This window comes from Sphingobacterium micropteri, from assembly GCF_014692515.1.
In the GTDB taxonomy this organism is placed as follows: Bacteria; Bacteroidota; Bacteroidia; order Sphingobacteriales; family Sphingobacteriaceae; genus Sphingobacterium; species Sphingobacterium micropteri.
On the sequence record NZ_JACOIK010000001.1, the window covers coordinates 54,379 to 72,902 of the forward strand.

The 18,524-nt window shown below is 43.1% G+C and carries 11 protein-coding genes; 10 read left to right on the plus strand and 1 reads right to left on the minus strand.

Annotated elements, in window-relative coordinates; genetic code table 11:
• Positions 1–45 precede the first annotated feature (45 nt).
• Positions 46–2,763: a DUF5695 domain-containing protein gene (locus H8B06_RS00240; protein ID WP_223857387.1), complete on the minus strand. Its 2,718-nt coding sequence runs from the start codon at positions 2,761–2,763 to the stop codon at positions 46–48.
• Positions 2,764–2,952: 189 nt separating this feature from the next.
• On the opposite strand from H8B06_RS00240, the gene H8B06_RS00245 reads away from it, so the two are divergent.
• The 10 genes from H8B06_RS00245 to H8B06_RS00290 all read left to right on the plus strand — a co-directional run bounded on the left by H8B06_RS00245 (position 2,953) and on the right by H8B06_RS00290 (position 18,521).
• Entirely contained in the window at positions 2,953–3,813 is an 861-nt protein-coding gene (locus H8B06_RS00245; RefSeq protein ID WP_190992281.1) for an AraC family transcriptional regulator, read from the plus strand.
• A gap of 91 nt (positions 3,814–3,904) precedes the next feature.
• The gene (locus H8B06_RS00250) at positions 3,905–4,804 is read left to right on the plus strand and encodes a dihydrodipicolinate synthase family protein (RefSeq protein WP_190992282.1); all 900 of its coding nucleotides are present in this window, start codon (positions 3,905–3,907) and stop codon (positions 4,802–4,804) included.
• A 6-nt stretch (positions 4,805–4,810) separates the two neighbouring features.
• A complete protein-coding gene (locus tag H8B06_RS00255) occupies positions 4,811–6,280 on the plus strand; it encodes an aldehyde dehydrogenase (NADP(+)) (protein WP_190992283.1) in 1,470 nt (489 codons plus the stop codon).
• 1 nt (position 6,281) lies between these two features.
• A complete protein-coding gene (locus tag H8B06_RS00260) occupies positions 6,282–7,280 on the plus strand; it encodes a 4-hydroxyproline epimerase (protein ID WP_190992284.1) in 999 nt (332 codons plus the stop codon).
• A 19-nt stretch (positions 7,281–7,299) separates the two neighbouring features.
• Complete coding sequence (locus H8B06_RS00265; RefSeq protein ID WP_190992285.1) at positions 7,300–8,574, plus strand: NAD(P)/FAD-dependent oxidoreductase; 1,275 nt, start codon at positions 7,300–7,302, stop codon at positions 8,572–8,574.
• Between the two features lie 21 nt (positions 8,575–8,595).
• A complete protein-coding gene (locus H8B06_RS00270) occupies positions 8,596–10,359 on the plus strand; it encodes a DUF885 family protein (protein ID WP_223857388.1) in 1,764 nt (587 codons plus the stop codon).
• A gap of 8 nt (positions 10,360–10,367) precedes the next feature.
• A complete protein-coding gene (locus H8B06_RS00275; protein ID WP_190992286.1) occupies positions 10,368–11,786 on the plus strand; it encodes an APC family permease in 1,419 nt (472 codons plus the stop codon).
• Entirely contained in the window at positions 11,779–14,016 is a 2,238-nt protein-coding gene (locus H8B06_RS00280; protein ID WP_190992287.1) for a S9 family peptidase, read from the plus strand. The genes H8B06_RS00275 and H8B06_RS00280 overlap by 8 nt, the downstream gene beginning before the upstream one ends.
• Before the next feature lie 10 nt (positions 14,017–14,026).
• The gene (locus tag H8B06_RS00285; protein WP_223857389.1) at positions 14,027–15,433 is read left to right on the plus strand and encodes an aminopeptidase P family protein; all 1,407 of its coding nucleotides are present in this window, start codon (positions 14,027–14,029) and stop codon (positions 15,431–15,433) included.
• A gap of 142 nt (positions 15,434–15,575) precedes the next feature.
• Positions 15,576–18,521, plus strand: a complete 2,946-nt coding sequence (locus H8B06_RS00290) for a SusC/RagA family TonB-linked outer membrane protein (protein WP_190992288.1) — start codon at positions 15,576–15,578, stop codon at positions 18,519–18,521.
• The last annotated feature ends 3 nt before the right edge of the window (positions 18,522–18,524 follow it).

Here is an 18,524-nt window from a genome sequence, read left to right on the forward strand (position 1 = left end):
CATGTGATCTATCTACGTTGATTATCTAAAGATGAATCGGAAAAACTATTTTTTCTGAATCAACTTAATTTTCCGAGAGGTATTATCGATACGATAGCTACCTTGTTTATCTTTTTGAACTCCATCTACACTATACGTGTTTTCGCCTTCGATGTTTAATAATACGTAGGGAACGATATCAGAGGCGCCGCTACTTAAGGTCAGTTCGATCTCTTTTGTGTGAGGGTAATATTGTAATGCTAAAATTTGTCCGGCATCGGTAGTTAACCAAAGTTTCTCTTCTGCGAGAAAAACACGTGCTTTGGATGCGGTGGTGACATCTACTTGGATGGCATTGCTTGTCTTCGTGAGATTACCACTGAACGACAACCACCCAAATTCCGAATGGTTGATGATATACGTGCCTGAATTAACGGCATATCCATAAAAGCCCGAACCGTAATCTCCACTTATACCGTCGTTTGTTAATGTGGAAGGATAAGAGTGAAACGCTGCCGGGCCGAATCCATCTTCGGTAACGTTGGCTAATGCACCCAACATTCCTGCATGTCCGACACGCAGTAAATAGAAATCTTCCGGACTACGTCTGTATTCCGTTAAGACCGGGATAGCGTTTAAGGCGGAACCATAGTGGTGGAGCTGTCGTTCGATGCGGGAAAGTTTTCCTCCATATACAAAATCCCAATAGCGTCGGGCACTGCCATTGTAGCCCCAATGCGGAATGGCAGGCATGTAGGCAAGTATTGCATTTAACGTGGTCTGTGCTTTATCGTCGAATCCGAAATAACGTGACCACAGGTATACTTCTTCCTGACCCGTAGAGTCCCAAGGCATTTCACTTCCAAACGGATAGTTTAAGGAGCTCCAATGTAGAGCTCGCTCTTTCATGACAGCCTCAAGCTTCTCGGCAGATTCTTTGAGGCCTTCTTTCTTTAAATCTGTTAGGATAATCAAAAAGATACTTCCTTCCATTTGTCCGAATTGAGCGTAATGAGGCGCTTTTTCGACCATGGCTAGCGCGGTATGATAGGCTCGATCAAGATAGGTTTCCCAGCTTTCTTCCGATACAAGATTGTTATAGTTTCTTGCTAAACGATATAACACCCAGTGGGCAGCAGCGACGTGTGGGTAGTTATAGGACCGACCGATGTTATCCGCCTCCTTTTTCGGCCAAGCCGACCAGACATTCCAGTTGATGGTGTCGCTATATGTTCCTTGAGGCATCGCATCGGGCTCATAGTAAAACAAGCTCTTTACCACACCATATTTGTCTTTACCTTCCTTATGTTGTATGTTGTTGAATAGTGTTTCGTTTGTAAACCGTTTGATCTTTTCGATTTCCGTTGGATTGGGTAATAATAGTTGCTTCATAATGGCAGCGAGCCAGCTAGCTGCACCTGCTTCGTCACTTAGTCCGGCATACCAGGCACGTCGTTCCTGTGTGACCTGCGATTGTGTTTCGTAATCGTATGTAATGATAGAAGGTGATCGTTTGAACGGGTCTTTGGGATCTTCGTACCATTGCTTGGTGGTCAGGAAATGACCAAGATCGCGTACTACGTCTTGCTCAGGTTTAATGACCTTATAAGGTATGGTTTGAATTAACCCATCAGCATAGGTCACCGTGAGGCGTGCCCTGCCCCATGTTTTACCAACAATTTGATAGCTGGCCCAGTTGTTTGGCGTATTGCCGATCGGCCGGATAGATAATGCTTCAGCTGGGTAAACTTTTATGCTTTTTACCGCTTCTGGGTATTTTAAAAATAGTTTGGCTAGGTTATCTTGCGGAATAACATAGCCCGGTGCCCCGATGGCTACTGGTCGCTGTTGGCGGATGAGTTCTTCCTCGATTTGTTTGATACTTGATGCTAAAACGAAGCGAAGGGCATATGTTTTGGATTCGCCGGGTTTTAATACAGTAGAGGTGGGCTCATTCCATTGTTCTATACCTCTCCATTCCGTTTCTGCGTGTGCTTTGCTATGGATCATCCACTCGTGGAAACCTTCGAAGGTAATGCTACGAGGGGTAGGATCGCTATTAAGGGGGTTATACGCTTCGAAAGCTGCGTTTTCTTGCGGTAAAACTAAGAGACTAGGGCCTTTTCCATGTAGTCTGTTAACTTGTAGATAGCCCGCTTCCATACCAATATAAGGATCGAAAAAGACGTTGTCTGTGTGTGCAGTGTCCAGATTTTTACCGTCCATATTATTGTTAAAGATCATTGGGATGCCGAGACTACCAATTTCTATCGATTGTTTGCCATTGTTTTCGATAACGAAACGTAAGCTTAAATCGCCATTAATATTATCCCAATAGCGAGATACTTTTAGTGGTATGCTGCCCAACGTGGGCGTGATGTCTGCGGCCGCCAGCGTATTTTGTGTGGCGGTGATGGATACGACCGGTTGGCGTTTTTGTGCTGAAGAATAGTTTTGCCAAATAAGTTCATCAACCGGACGTATCGACAGATTGATATCGCCCATGTGAAAAAATTCATCACGATCCCGTTTGGTCAACAACTCATCGGGCGTATAATCAAAAAATCGGTCATCTTTCAGTTTTAAGGAAGCTAAGGTTTGCGAAGTTTTCAATATACCCACCTGAAGTTGCGTCAAAGTGAAATTATTGCTGCCTTGGTCGATGCCCAGTGTTGCAGGTCGTTTCTTTACTTCTTCCCAAATCGGATTTTGTGCATATAGTAACTGTTTTGGCCACGTGAATAGCAGTAAACATAGCGTGCTTAATGCTAAGACTTTTTTCATGTTAATCATCACGAGCTAAAGATAGGGTAGTTAAGCATAGGAAAGCTATTGGATTTTAACCAAAATGACTAATATTTTCACCTTGTGCCAATGGTGTCTTGATAATATTAACTTAATATTGTAACTTTCATTCACATTTTATCGGTATAAATAGCAGTTGTAGAGTGTTGAACGATAAACTAATTTGTCATGAGAATGATTCAATTTAATGTACCTTTTCCCAAGGGTAAATCTGTGCATGTACAGGAGGATAAGCTCACGGATTTTTATCCTTATTTCCATCAACATGAAGAATATCAGTTTATGTGGATTTTGCGAGGTCGTGGAACGCTGTTTGTAGCGGATAGTTTTCATACATTCGAACAAGATGATATTTTCTTATTGGGATCGAACCAACCCCATGTTTTCAAAAGAGACGTCAACGATACCGAAGCTGTAGAGTGTGTGTCTGTCTTTTTTAATGTTAATGCGGTGTTCTCCAACCTCTCTTACATGCCGGAACTGAGCGAATTATCGACATTTTTAGCCTGTAGCTCAAACGGTTTTAAAGTGCCAGAAGAATATAAATCTCGTGTAAGACGTCGGATTGCCGTGTTGAAGAAGTTGGATACCATGGAGCGACTAATTGGTTTTTTGATGCTTTTAAAAGAATTAAATGCTGTTTCGGCGAATCTAAAACCGCTTTCTGTCGGTGGTCTGCGGGAATGGGAAAATGGGACTTTGCGCATTCATGACATTTGTCGCTATGTGAAAGAAAATTTCAAAAGAAACATTAGCCTAGAAGAGGTGGCAAGCCATGCGAACCTGACACCTCAAGCTTTTTGCCGCTACTTTAAAAAGCATACTGGATTGACCTTTGTAAGCTACATGAATGAACTTCGTATTCAGGAAGCCTGTGAATTGATCACGTCTGAACGCTATGAAAGCATAGGATTAGTTGCCTATAATTCGGGGTTTAATAGTATTACCAACTTCAATCGCGTATTCCGCACCGTAACGGGTTTTTCTCCCAAAGAATATTATGGACGATATAAAAACAATGTCCATTGACCGTTATGTTAAAATTTGGTAAGACTTGATTAAAACACGAGGAGTATCTTACTGCGATTGGCCATAATTTTGATGAAAACAAAAATATAATATGGCTAATTTAAATTGGAGCGGAATTTTTCCGGCTACGTTGACCCCGTTTCACGAAAATGGTGAATTAAATTTTGAAATGCTTTCTGTTAATATTGAAGCTCAACTGGAGGCTGGTATTGAAGGTATAATTTTAGCAGGTTCCCTAGGCGAAGCAAGTGTATTAACTGCAGACGAAAAATTTGAACTTTTGACCTACGCCTTGAATGTTATAAAAGGGAGAATACCGGTACTTCTTAATCTTACTGAAAATACGACAAAAGATGCGGTGGAATTTGCGCAAAGAGCGGAGGCGCTAGGAGCAGATGGGTTGATGGTACTTCCGCCGATGCGATACCGAGCTGATGATAGAGAGGTGGTGGATTGGTTCCGTACAATAGCGCAGAGTACGAAACTACCGATACTTGTTTATAACAATCCGGTTGATTACGCTACATATATAACACTGGACATGTTTGAAGAATTGCTTCAAGAACCTAACATTGAAGCGGTGAAGGAATCGACTCGTGATTTGACAAACATCACCAGATTACGTAACAGATTTGGAGATCGTTTAAAAATCTTAGCGGGCGTTGATACCATTTTTGTAGAATCCCTGATCGTCGGTGCTGATGGAGTAGTGGGAGGGCTTGTCGACGCTTTTCCAAAAGAAACGTTTGCTATTTTTGATGCTGTTAAAAAAGGTAATTTGCAAAAGGCGTTAGAAATTTACCGGTGGTTTATGCCCGTTTTAGAACTAGATATCCATCCGAAGTTAGTACAGTATATCAAATTGGCAGCGAGCAAGGAAGGATTATGTACGCCTTATACTCGTGCACCAAGACTACCGTTGGTTGGCGAAGAAAGCGACAGGATAAATAAAATAATTGATGATGCGTTAGCATCAAGACCTCAAATTTGATTTTTTATGCATATTGAAATGTCCAGTGAACAAATCCAAGCTATTGTAGAAGATTCATTAATTGGATACCAATATTTACAGCGTATTTCGTTAGCAGAGCGTGCAGCATTGATGCACATTGTTGCGGATGAAATAGAAGCTTTAGATGACGAATTGATCCAAACTGCCCACGACGAGTCGGCGTTGCCGATGGCGCGTCTGGTAGGAGAAAAAGCGCGTACCGTGAATCAATGGCGTTCCTATGCGAACGCCATTAAAACGGGAATTTATGTGGAAGCTCGAATAGATACAGGTGATGGAGCAGCAAAAGCGAATATCCGTAAATATAATAAAGGGATAGGTCCTGTCGCTATTTTCGGTGCCAGTAACTTTCCCTTTGCTTTTTCTACAGCAGGGGGTGATACAGCGAGTGCAATAGGTGCCGGTTGCTCGGTCGTATTTAAAGAACATCCGGGACATCCGAAAACGTCGCAGCTTATGGCAAAGGCAATTGTGCAGGGTTTGACACGATTCGGTGCGCCGGAATCTGTATTTGGTTACGTGCAAGGAGGTTCCCATGAGGTGGGTGAAACCTTAGTGAAGCATCCGGTTATTAAGGCCGTAGCTTTCACAGGGTCTTTCGGGGGCGGAAAAGCCTTGTATGATATCGGTGTGTGTCGGGAAGAACCGATTCCCGTATTTGCAGAAATGGGAAGTATTAATCCTGTTTTTGTCCTCCCGGGATATTTAAAGGGTAATGCCGCTCGTTTTGCTACGCAATACGTGGCTTCTGTGGTCTTAGGTGTTGGACAATTCTGTACAAACCCCGGGCTTTTACTTGTCGTTAAGGATGATCCAGTGGAAGATTTTAAAAGAGAACTGTCCGCGGCGATTACCCAGGTCGGCGATGCCAAGATGTTACATGCCGGAATTACGAAAAGCTATATCGAAGCAAAATCCAGATTGGTAGATCAAACAGGAGTTACGCTTATTGGGGAAGGAGCGGCAGCGCAAGAAAATACAGCAGTAGCCGCAATTTATAGTGCTTCTGCCGCCACTTTCTTGGAAAATAACGTGCTGTCAGAAGAGGTTTTTGGGCCGACGAGCTTGTTGATCGAGTGTGAAAATGTGGAAGAAATGGAAGCTGTGTTAAAGGTTCTACCCGGTCAGCTCACGATGACATTTGCCGCAACCGAAGATGACATAAAGCAGCATACATCGCTGTTTAATATAGCGCAGGAAAAATGTGGGCGTTTATTGTTCGGTGGCATGCCGACGGGTGTAGAAGTGGTATATGCGATGCATCACGGTGGGCCATATCCGTCTACAACTGATAGCCGGTTCACTTCCGTTGGTCCGGATGCCGTGAAGCGTTTTATGCGTCCCATAAGCTATCAAAACTGGCCGAACGAATTTTTGCCGTTGGAGCTAAGGGATGAAAACCCATTGCAAATAGAAAGAATAATAGATAATCGTCGTACAACAGCTTCACACTAAAATGAAGAAAACTTTTTTTTGTATAGACGCACACACCTGTGGTTGTCCTGTTCGATTGGTTGCGGGGGGCGCACCGCTACTCACTGGAAATTCCATGATGGAAAGACGTTTGCATTTTATGAGGGAGTATGACTGGATACGCAAAGGACTTATGTTTGAACCTAGAGGCCACGATATGATGAGTGGAAGCATGTTATATCCCCCGGTCGATCCCGAGAATGATATTGGTATACTCTATATCGAAACAAGTGGTTGCCTACCGATGTGCGGACATGGTACGATTGGCACGGTGACAATTGCTATAGAAGAAGGCTTAGTCATACCCAAAGTGCCAGGGAAACTACGCTTGGAAACGCCTGCTGGTCTCGTTCTGGTAGATTACAAACAAATTGGTGAAAAAGTAGAATTTGTCAAATTCACCAATGTAAAATCTTTTCTGCATAGTGAAGCATTGGCCGTAAACTGTCCAGATCTGGGAGATATAACGGTGGATGTAGCTTATGGCGGTAACTTTTACGGAATTATTGATCCACAACAAAACTTTGTCGACATCAGCGCTTTTTCAGCAGGCCAACTTATTTATTACGGTAAGATCATCCGCCGCTTATTGAACGAAAAATATGAGTTTATACATCCCGAAGATAGCCGTATACAGGGGCTGAGTCACATCCAATGGACGGGAAAACCGACGAAACCTAATTCATCCGGACGGAACGCTGTGCTAGTAGGCGAAAATGCTTTGGATCGATCGCCCTGCGGAACAGGTACATCGGCTCGGATGGCGCAATGGTATGCAAAGGGAAAACTACACCGAGGAGAAGAGTTTGTACACGAAAGCTATATCGGGTCACAATTCATCGGGAAGATCGAAGAAGAAACCAGCGTGGCCTCCCGACCTGCGATTGTCCCGTCGGTGGAAGGTTGGGCAAGGATTACAGGTTACAATACCATCTTTATAGACGATCAAGATCCTTATAAAGAAGGGTTTCAGGTTATATAATACTATTAAAACAACGTAAATGTTGAACGCGGAATCAAAAAATAAGGGAACAGTAATCATTATTGGAGCTGGGATAGCGGGTTTATCTTCGGCTTTTTATTTGGTACAGGAAGGCTGGAAAGTGGTTGTATTGGAACAAAATACATTAGATAATAGTTGCTCTTACGGGAATGCCGGAATGATTGTGCCGAGCCATTTCACGCCGTTAGCTGCTCCGGGAGTTGTGGCACAAGGTATCCGGTGGATGTTTAATAAAAAAAGTCCTTTTTATGTACGCCCTAGTTTAAGCTGGAACCTGTTGCGTTGGGGAGTGAATTTCTTAAAGTATGCGAATAAGCAACATGTAGATAAACATGTCGAGATTTTGCGTGATGTAAACCTGTATAGTAGCGGTTTATATGACGAATTGGCAAAAATGCCGGGATTCGATTTTGAATTGGAACAGAACGGAATTATGTTGCTTTATAAGACCAAAGAGGTGCAACATGAGGAAATAGAACTTGCCAAGCGTGCACAGGATTTGCAGTTGGATGTAGAAATCTTGGATACAGAAGCGATACAAGCATTAGAGCCTCAGATGAAATTGGATGTGTTGGGTGGAGCATTCTATAAATGTGACGGGAAATTGTATCCACAAAAACTTATGAAACAACTGATTGCCTATTTAAAAGACGCTGGTGTAGAATTTCATGAGCAAACGACCGTTACGAAGTTCCTGCTCAGCGGACAGAAAATAAAAGAAGTAAATACGACCAAAGGCAATTTCGCTGCGGATGAGGTGGTACTTGCAACGGGAGCAGATATTTCTAAATTGGCCGCGAAACTTGGTGTGAAAATACCGATTATGCCCGGAAAAGGATATTCCTTTATGTATACCCCCTCGGAAAGCCATCGTCTTCGACACGCCGCGCTTTTGTTAGAAGCGCGTGTTGCGGTCACACCCATGGCGGGACAAATTCGGTTCAGTGGAACGATGGAATTGGGGTCGACAAATGATATAATATATAGAAATAGGGTACAAGGTATTGTGGAATCTATTCCGAAATATTTCCCAGATTTGAACGTGGCATATCCCGAAGATAACGTCTGGTTCGGATATCGACCTTGTTCTCCTGATGGCATACCTTATTTAGGCCGGCTAAGTAAAATCTCAAATGTGACGGTTGCCGGAGGAGCAGGTATGATGGGGTTGAGTGTAGGTCCGGCATTCGGAAAGATTGTCGCCGATACGCTGGCGAACCGATCACCGCAAATAAAAATCGAGACGTTTAAACCAGATAGGTTTTCTCCATAATAAGACGTAAATCCCTAAAATATGATGATATCAATAAACGTAACCAAGACGATGGCCTGCCTATCGTTCGTATTCTTTTCAACCATGATCAGTGCCCAAAAACAAAATCTATACAATCATACCACACCTATTGAACCGCTTGTTATACAATATGGTCATGATGTACAGGCAATAAACTATTTTTACGGTCCTATGCCCAAAGACTGGGGCACTCAGCGGGCGACCGCTTCTCCGGAGCAGCTGCAACGCTTGGCGGAATTAGACCAATCGTATTTGGAGAAACTGAAAGCTTTTCCATATGACCTGCTGGAAACAAACGGGCAGGTAGATTATATTCTGCTGAATCGGAAGATAAAACAAAATATAGAGAAACTACAGGACGAGAAAAAGCAGTATATGCAATTAGGACGTTATTTCCCATTTGCAGAAGATATTTACGACTTGGAGAAGAAGAGAAGAAGAGGTGTCCCGATTAACGGAGAAGAAGTCGCCGGAAAACTAAACGCTATCACTAAAAAAATAGAACAAACAGAAAAAAGCGTTGCATACGATACCTCATTGACGTTTGAGGATGTGGCGTTCTTAAACCAGGTGCTGGAATCGCTAAAACTTAGATTGAGTAGCGTGTACGATTTTTATAACGGTTATGATCCGATGTTCACTTGGTGGGTACCGCAACCGTACAAGCAGCTTTCTGAAAAATTGGATCAATATACAGCGGTATTGAACGGGTCGGTAGAACGTCAAGTTTTTGATGACGGTAGCCAGATAGGTGGCAATCCTATCGGACGGGAAGCGTTAAACAAACAACTAAGAGACGAGATGATAGTTTACACGGCAGATGAACTGTTACGCTTGGCTGATCAAGAATTTGCATGGTGTCAGGCAGAGCTATTAAAAGCATCTCGGGAAATGGGGTTTGGAGACGACTGGAAAGCTGCGCAAGAGAAATTGAAAGATGCATACGTTTCCCCAGGCCAACAACCAGAACTGATCTTGAAGCTATACAACGCCGCACAGGAATTTATTCGGGAGCACGATTTAATGGATATCCCATCCTTGGCGGATGAAACCTGGGGGATGATCATGATGACGCCCGAACGACAATTGGTGAACCCATTCTTTACAGGCGGTCGGGAAATAAGTATTTCTTATCCTACCGATGGGATGACACATGAACAGAAACTGATGAGTATGCGTGGCAATAACCCCTATTTCTCCTACCCGACGGTGCAACATGAGCTAAATCCCGGACACCATTTACAGTACTTTATGAATAGGCGGCATAAGCCCTATCGTGAGCACGCTTTTAATACGCCATTTTGGACAGAAGGCTGGACATTGTATTGGGAGCTCCTGTTGTATGATAAAGGATTTGCGAAAACTCCGGAAGAACGTATGGGTATGCTGTTTTGGCGGATGCACCGATGTGCGCGAATCACCTTTAGCATCAAGTTCCATTTAGGCGAATGGACTCCGCAACAGTGCATCGACTATTTGGTCGATAACGTAGGTTTTGAAGTGGCGAATGCCCACGGTGAAGTAAAGCGTTCTTTCGAAAGCCATTATGGTGAGTTGTATCAATTGGCCTATTTAGTGGGTGGTTTGCAATTAATGGCAATTAAAAACGAACTGGTAGATGAAGGAGGAATGTCTTACAAAGCATTTCATGATCGTGTTATCAAGGAGAATTACATGCCCATGGAGATGTTAAGGGCTGTTTTGATTGGACAGGATTTGTCTCCTAACCATGAAACGAAATGGGAATTCTATAATTTCAAATAACGGAATTTATGGTAGAAACTAAACAGTCGTTTCATAAATCTATGGGGCTTTTGGATGCAACAATGCTTGTTGCAGGAAGCATGATTGGATCCGGTATCTTTATCGTTTCTGCAGATATTGCCCGTAATACAGGGTCTGTAGGTTGGATGATGCTGGTTTGGGTAATATGTGGTTTTATGACACTCATCGCCGCACTCACCTATGGCGAACTCAGCGCGATGTTTCCGAAAGCCGGCGGACAGTATATATATATCCGCGAAGCCTATAATCCACTAGTAAGCTTCGTATTTGGGTGGACATTTTTTGCCGTGATACAAACCGCTACTATTGCAGCAGTCGGCGTTGCATTTGCAAAATTTACGGCGTATCTTTTTCCTGTATTGGATGAAGATGTGTATCTGTTGGTCGTGGGGAATTATCAAGTATCTTCCGCACAGTTGGTGTCTATAGGCGTCATTATCTTATTAACCTTTATTAATTCGCAGGGTATCAACAGTGGGAAACGTGTGCAAACAACCCTTACGTTGATTAAGATTTTTAGTCTCTTGCTACTCATACTTTTTGGTTTCTTGGCCTTTAAACATGAGATATGGAACCTTAATTGGCATGCAGAAGAGATGTGGAACTTACGACGTTTGAACATCGATGGGACGTTTGAGAATTATACGACGTTTGGCGCCTTTGGCGCGCTTTCCGCAGCTTTGGTAGGAGCACTGTTCAGTAGTGATTCTTGGCATTCCTCATCTGCTGTGGCAGGCGAAATTAAAAATCCGCAACGTAATATAGGTCTCAGCTTGGCGTTGGGAACGACAATCGTAACGGTGGTTTATATCTTGGCAAACATTATGTATACGAGTGTTTTGGATTTGCAAGCGATGGTGAGTGCTCCTAAAGACCGTATCGCGATGAGCGCTGCCCAAGAGATTTTCGGACCTTTTGGAATTACGATTATAGCCGTCATGATTATGATCAGCACATTTGGCTGTAACAACGGTATTATCTTAGCCGGTGCGCGCGTTTATTATTCTATGGCACAAGACGGGTTGTTCTTTAAAAAGGTAGGGATATTGAATAAGAATGCTGTTCCGGCATATGCTTTATGGATACAGTGTGTTGTAGCCTCTCTGTGGTGCCTTAGCGGTAAGTATGGAGACTTATTGGATATGATTACAAGTGTAGTTGTTATTTTCTATGTGTTGGCAGTCGCGGGGGTTATTCGCCTGCGTTATACGCGTCCAACCTTAAAGCGTCCTTATAAAGCTTTTGGATATCCTTACTTACCACTTGTTTACATTTTGATGGGCCTTTCCTTTGTGCTGCTGATGATAATCTATAAGCCAAATTATACGCTCCCTGGGGTTTTTATTGCCTTGTTAGGGATTCCTATTTTTTATGTTGTAAATAATAAAAGAAAGAAACATGTTTAAAAAAAGTTTGAATACATGCCTATGTCTCCTTGTATTCTCTGGAGGCTTTGCGCAAGGTACAATAGAAGATTATGCCCGTGCAAAGGAATTACCCCATAAAATAGCAGACAAACTCTTCGATGTACCTCTACATGTGCAGTGGAATGAAGAAGGTACATTATGTTGGTATGAAAAAAATACCCTGAGCGGGAAAACGTATGTGTTGGTGAATCCTGCGTCGAAATCAAAATCTGTGCTATTTCAAGCAAAAATCGTAGAGCAGGCGCTGAGCAAGCAGCTGGGTAAAACAGCTAAATGGGACGCTGTCTCCACAAGGGACATGAAATTAATCGACACCACACGATTTGAGTTTGTGTATGATTCGGTTCGGTGGATATGGGATAACGAGGTACGAGAATTGACAAAAAGGGATAGTATAAAAAAAGGAGATAGACGCGGTGGTTATTGGGGACATCGTTTTGACGATAGCAAAGGAGAGCCCGTAGAATCACCAGATAAAACAAAGATTGCCTATCTTAAAAATAACAATATATATGTAGCCGACAGGAGTAACCCTACAACGGAACGACAGCTGACGTTTGATGGTAGCCCCGGTGAATTTTATGCGGCTAATATAGTATGGTCGCCTGATGGAAAAAAAGTTGCAGGCATGAAGGTACGGAAGGCAGCGATCCGTCAGCTTACCCTTTTGGAATCTTCTCCCACAGATCAGTTACAACCAAAACTCCAGACAAGAGATTATGTGAAGCCTGGAGATGCATTGCCGCAGTATTACCCGGTAATTGCTAATTTGGAATCAAGCAAGTTGATCGAAGTCGATAAAAAGATGTTGGATAATCAATTTTCCTTGAGTCGACTCGAATGGAGGCAGGATAGCCGAGCAATAACTTTTGAATTTAACAAACGCGGACACCAACAGTACGCTGTTTTGGAACTCGACGCCGCACAAGGAAATACGAGGGCTGTAATTAACGAAACAAATAAGACGTTTATCGATTACAGTGGCAAACGATATCGGTACGACATCGACGATGGGAAGGAAGTAATTTGGGCTTCTGAACGGGATGGCTGGAATCATCTGTATCTCTATAATGGGGAAACCGGACGAGTTACCAATCAGATTACAAAGGGGGATTGGGTTGTACGTAATGTTGTGCATGTAGATGAACAAAAACGAGAGATTATCTTTGAGGCGAGTGGAAAAAATACGAAGCAGGATCCGTATTTTATCCACTATTACAAAATAGGCTTTGACGGAAAGAATTTACGCGAGTTGACGGAGGAAGATGCCAGTCATAAGGCTTATTTTAACACGAGTCACAGTTGTTTTGTGGATGTCTATTCGAGAATCGACCAAACACCTACCGCAGTTCTGCGTGATGCAGCAGGACGTGTGATGATGGAATTGGAAAAATCCGATGACGGAGCATTAAAAGCGACAGGCTGGAAAGCACCAGAGGTATTTACTGCGACAGGCCGTGATGGTGTGCATGCTATATGGGGGATTATTATCCGGCCTACAAACTTTGATCCTCATAAACAGTATCCGGTCATTGAATATATCTATGCGGGGCCACACAGTTCATTTGTTCCAAAGACATTTATCCCTAATCCGAGTGGTATGCAGGAATTAGCAGAACTAGGATTTATTGTCGTGCAGATTGACGGTATGGGAACATCTAACCGCTCGAAGGCTTTCCATGATGTCTGTTGGAAAAACCTTAAAGATGCTGGTTTTCCCGATCGTATACTGTGGCTGAAGGAAGCCGCTAAAAAATACCCGTATATGGATTTAGAACGTGTCGGCATTTACGGAACATCCGCTGGGGGGCAGAGTTCTACCGCTGCCTTGTTGTTTCATCCGGAATTCTATAAAGTTGCGGTATCCTCTTGCGGATGTCACGATAACCGTATGGATAAAATTTGGTGGAATGAACAATGGATGGGATGGCCTATAGGTCCGGAATACGCTGAATGCTCTAACATTGAGAATGCCGGGAAGTTGGAAGGGAAATTGTTGTTAATCGTTGGCGAATTGGATGACAATGTCGACCCGTCTTCGACCTATCAGCTGACAAATGCGTTGATTAAGGCGAATAAAGACCACGAATTAATTATGGTGCCTGGAATGGGGCATTCTTCGGGAGGTGAATATGGTGAAAGGAAACGCCGAGACTTCTTTGTGAAGCATTTGATCGGGATAACTCCGCCGGATTGGAGGATGAATTAGTTGAAGAACAATGACATATAAAGATTTGAATGGTATGTTTTCAGCAGAAACATACCAAAATAGACGGAAGATATTAAAGAAAAATGTATCAAGTGGGGTGATCCTTTTGTTAGGTAATATTGAAAATCCCATCAATTTTGAGCATAATACTTATCCTTTTCGACAAGACAGTTCTTTTCTATACTATGTAGGTGTGCGGGAGCCGCGGCTAGCCGCTGTTTTCGATATAGAAGAAAATTTGAACATCGTCTTTGGGGATGAATTACGTTTAGAAGACTTGGTTTGGAAGGGCAGGCAAGAAACTTTACGGGAGAAATGCTCAAAATCCGGTATTATAGAAGTCCGGCCATTTCATCTGCTGGTAGACTATATCCAACTCGTATTGAAAAAAAACAGAAAGGTACATTATCTTCCGCCTTACCAGTCACATAACAAAATTCTATTAAGTCAACTTCTAGACATCCCTATTGCAGAAATTCGATCTTCCGTAGATTTGATAGAGACGGTTGCAGCCCAACGCTCGGTTAAGGAAGCGCAGGAAATCGAAGAAATAGAACGCGCCATTCAGGTATCTGTGGATATGCATTTGTTGGTAATGCAGATGACAAAGCCGGGGATGAAAGAATATGAACTTGTTAATGCCATTCAGAAATTTGCGGCAGATCAATGTTGTCCTTTAGCGTACCCGCCTATTGTTACGATACACGGAGAAATATTGCATAATCAGTATCGTCAACATACGATTAAAAGTGGTGATATGATTTTGAATGATTCCGGTGCCGAGACAGCGCTAGGATATGCAGCTGATTTAACACGCACGTTTCCGGTGGATCGATCATTCACCGTACAGCAAAAAGAGATATATAATATTGTGTTGAAAGCTTTTACAAGTGCTCGCAATATGTTGCAGCCAGGAACCAGATTCAAAGATGTACATCTGTATGCAGCGAAGACATTGGTAGAAGGTTTGATCGAACTGGGGATCATGCGTGGAGATCCGGAAGAAGCTGTCCAAAACCACGTCCATACACTATTTTTCCAATGTGGCTTAGGGCATCTGATGGGATTGGATGTACATGATATGGAAGATTTAGGCGAACAATACGTTGGCTATACAGCGGATGAGCCTAAAGATACAGCGACTTTTGGATTAAAATCTTTACGGCTGGGGAAAGCGTTATGTCCCGGCTATGTCGTAACCATAGAACCCGGTATATATATTATTCCAGATTTGATTGACCAATGGAAAGCAGAAAAAAGACATGAAAGCTTTATTAACTATGCCACACTGGAACGATATCGAAACTTTGGAGGTATCCGTATAGAAGATGATTTTTTGATCACAACGGATAGTTACCGCTTATTAGGCCCGGAACTGGCAAATACGGTAGAAGAAATAGAGGGAATGAGAAGTTAGAGCAATACTAAAACGAACTTTCCCAAAATTCATTTAGGTGTTTCTTATGTTAAAATTTGGTTAATCTTTGGTAATATAGATGTGTTATTGACATTTATTCGATTGTAACTTTAATGTTATTAAACACTAATAACATTTAGTTATGAAAAGAATCATGATATTGTTTTTATTACTGTGGAATGTAAGCTTTTCGACCCACGCTCAGCAAAAGTTGAGTTTGCGTGGAAAGGTGATCGATTCCACCGGAGACCCGATAACGGGTGCAACGCTATCTGTTGAAGGACAAGATGGTCAAACCTCCTCTAGGGCAGATGGCACATTCTCGTTGGAATATCAGAAGGGGGATGTGCTACTCGTTTCCTCGATCGGATACCTGCCATTTCGTGTAGTATTAGCGGGACAAACAACATTGGATGTACAATTACAGTCTTCATCCGAAGCCTTGGATGAAGTGGTGGTTGTGGGTTATGGAACACAGAGGCGAGGGGAAGTAACCAGCTCCATAGCCAGTGTAAAATCAGAAGATTTTACGAAAGGAGCTGTAAAGGATGCCGGGCAGCTTGTCCAAGGTAAAGTTGCCGGATTGCGGATCAGTACACCGAGTGGAGATCCCGGAGAATCCTCACAAATAAACCTTCGGGGGCTTAATTCCATCAACGGTTCACAAAACCCATTGGTTATCGTTGATGGTGTCCCCGGCGACCTGAATACCGTAGCGCCCGAAGACATCGAATCTATCGATGTACTGAAAGATGGATCGGCAGCGGCAATTTACGGAACACGGGCAACAGCCGGGGTCATCTTGGTGACGACACGCAGGAATACGGCTACCGAAAACCGGACCACAATCGAATACAACGGCTATGCAAGTTTGCAGACCTTGTTTAGAAAACCGGAAATGATGGATGCAAGTGATTACCGTAGGCTGATTGCCGAAGGCGTTCCTTATGATGATTTAGGCGGTGAAACCAATTGGATCGATGAGGTGACACGCAACCCGTCTAGCCATAACCACAACCTCACCTTATTTGGTGGAAATTCACGCACCAACTTTACCGGATCGATCAATTACCGAGATTGGCAAGGTGTTTTGTTAAAAAGCGGACAAGAACGCTTGAATATCCGCACCAATCTGAACCACGATATGTTTGATGGTAAGCTGAAGACCAATGTGCAGTTGATCAGCCGTAGTGCGAAGAGTAATAATGGAGGTTCCACTCCTTATATGTGGAGACAAGCGATTATTCGGAACCCAACGGATCGTATATATAATGACGAAGGGAAATGGCAAGAGCGTGATGCTTACTTTTATGACAACCCACTGGGTATGATCCACGAGTCTATCAATGATTCGCAATTTCGGGAAACCCGCTTGAATGGTTCGGTAGATTACCGACCGCTTGAAGGGTTGAGTTTGAAAATGCTATTGTCACGTGTGCAAAATAATAATTTGTTTGGAGGGGCAACAACGTTTGATCACGTGAACACTACAAAAAATAACTTGAACGGTACCGCATCCCGCGATACACGTTCGGCGGTTGAAAACCTGATGGAGCTCACGGCCAATTATACGAAAACCTTTGAAGGACATAAAATAGACGTTCTTGGAGGATATAGCTGGCAAGACGATACCTATGAACAGTTTTATGCTTATAACTTTGATTTCCCGACCGATAATTACACCTATAATAAGCTAGAAGCCGGTATGGCACTGCAGCGTGGTCTGGCAGAAATGACGAGCTATAAAGAGAATCGGAAGTTGGCTGGTTTTTTCGCCCGTGTAGCCTACAATTACCAAGAGAAGTATATGGTCATGGCGAGCATCCGTCGAGAAGGATCCTCAACTTTCGGTGAAAATAATAAATGGGGCAGTTTTCCCGCGATTTCCGTTGGTTGGGATATTGCCAAAGAGGATTTTATGGCGAATGTAACACCCATAAATCAGTTGAAATTAAGAGCCGGATTCGGTGTGACAGGTACAATCGTATCGGCCGCGTACATGTCGCAGACCAGCTATAATTTTGATAGGGGCCAAGGAGGTTATGTCAATGGCCGATGGGTGCCGGGCTTTGTGCCGACACGAAACTTCAACCCCGATTTACGCTGGGAGAGAAAGCACGAATACAATGTCGGACTGGATTTTAGCATACTCGACAATAGAGTTTACGGATCACTCGATTATTATACTCGTCGGGTAAAAGATTTGCTGTACCAGTTTAATGTACCCTCGCCACCTTATCTGTATCCAAGTATGATGTTAAACTCCGGAGAGATGAGCAACAGTGGTTTTGAAGCCTTGATCAATGTGGACGCTTTTCGTCAGGGCGAATTTAAATGGAAGACCGGCTTGACAGTATCGACCAATAAAAATAAGCTGATCAACCTTTCAAACGATCAGTTTAACGTAACGGTTCCTTTCTTTGAAGCAGGCTATACGGGCGAACCGATACAGATTGCGACACACCGCGTAGAACTGGGTCGTGCAGTGGGTGATTTTTTTGTATTGAAAACAGTGGGCGTAGACGAAAATGGGAAATGGCTGGTTGAGAACAAAGAAGGTGAAACGATACCGATCAGTGAATCGTCGCCAGACGATCGACAATATTACGGGAACGGGATACCGGATGTCAATTTAGGCTGGAACAACAGCTTCAGTTACAAAAATGTCGATTTCAGTTTCAACTTACGCGGTTCTTTTGGTCACCAGATACTGAACATGACGCGATTGTATTACGAGAACCCGATCAATAAAGCTTATAATGTACTGAAAACAGCCTATGATCCGGTGTATGGACAAACGTTGACCAACGACCTTGTGTACGTATCGCACTATATCGAGGATGCTGATTTCCTCAAACTGGATAACGTGACCTTAGGGTATACCTTTAAACCCAATGCGATCAAAGGAATCCAGAACCTGCGTGTATATGCGTCTGGTTTTAATCTTATGACGATAACGGGCTACAAAGGGCTAGATCCGGAAGCTGCGAGCTATGAAGGAGATTTTACGTTTGCACCAGGTATAGAACATCGGGATCGTTATCCTACAACGCGGACGTTTACTGTTGGATTGAATGTTACATTTTAAAAT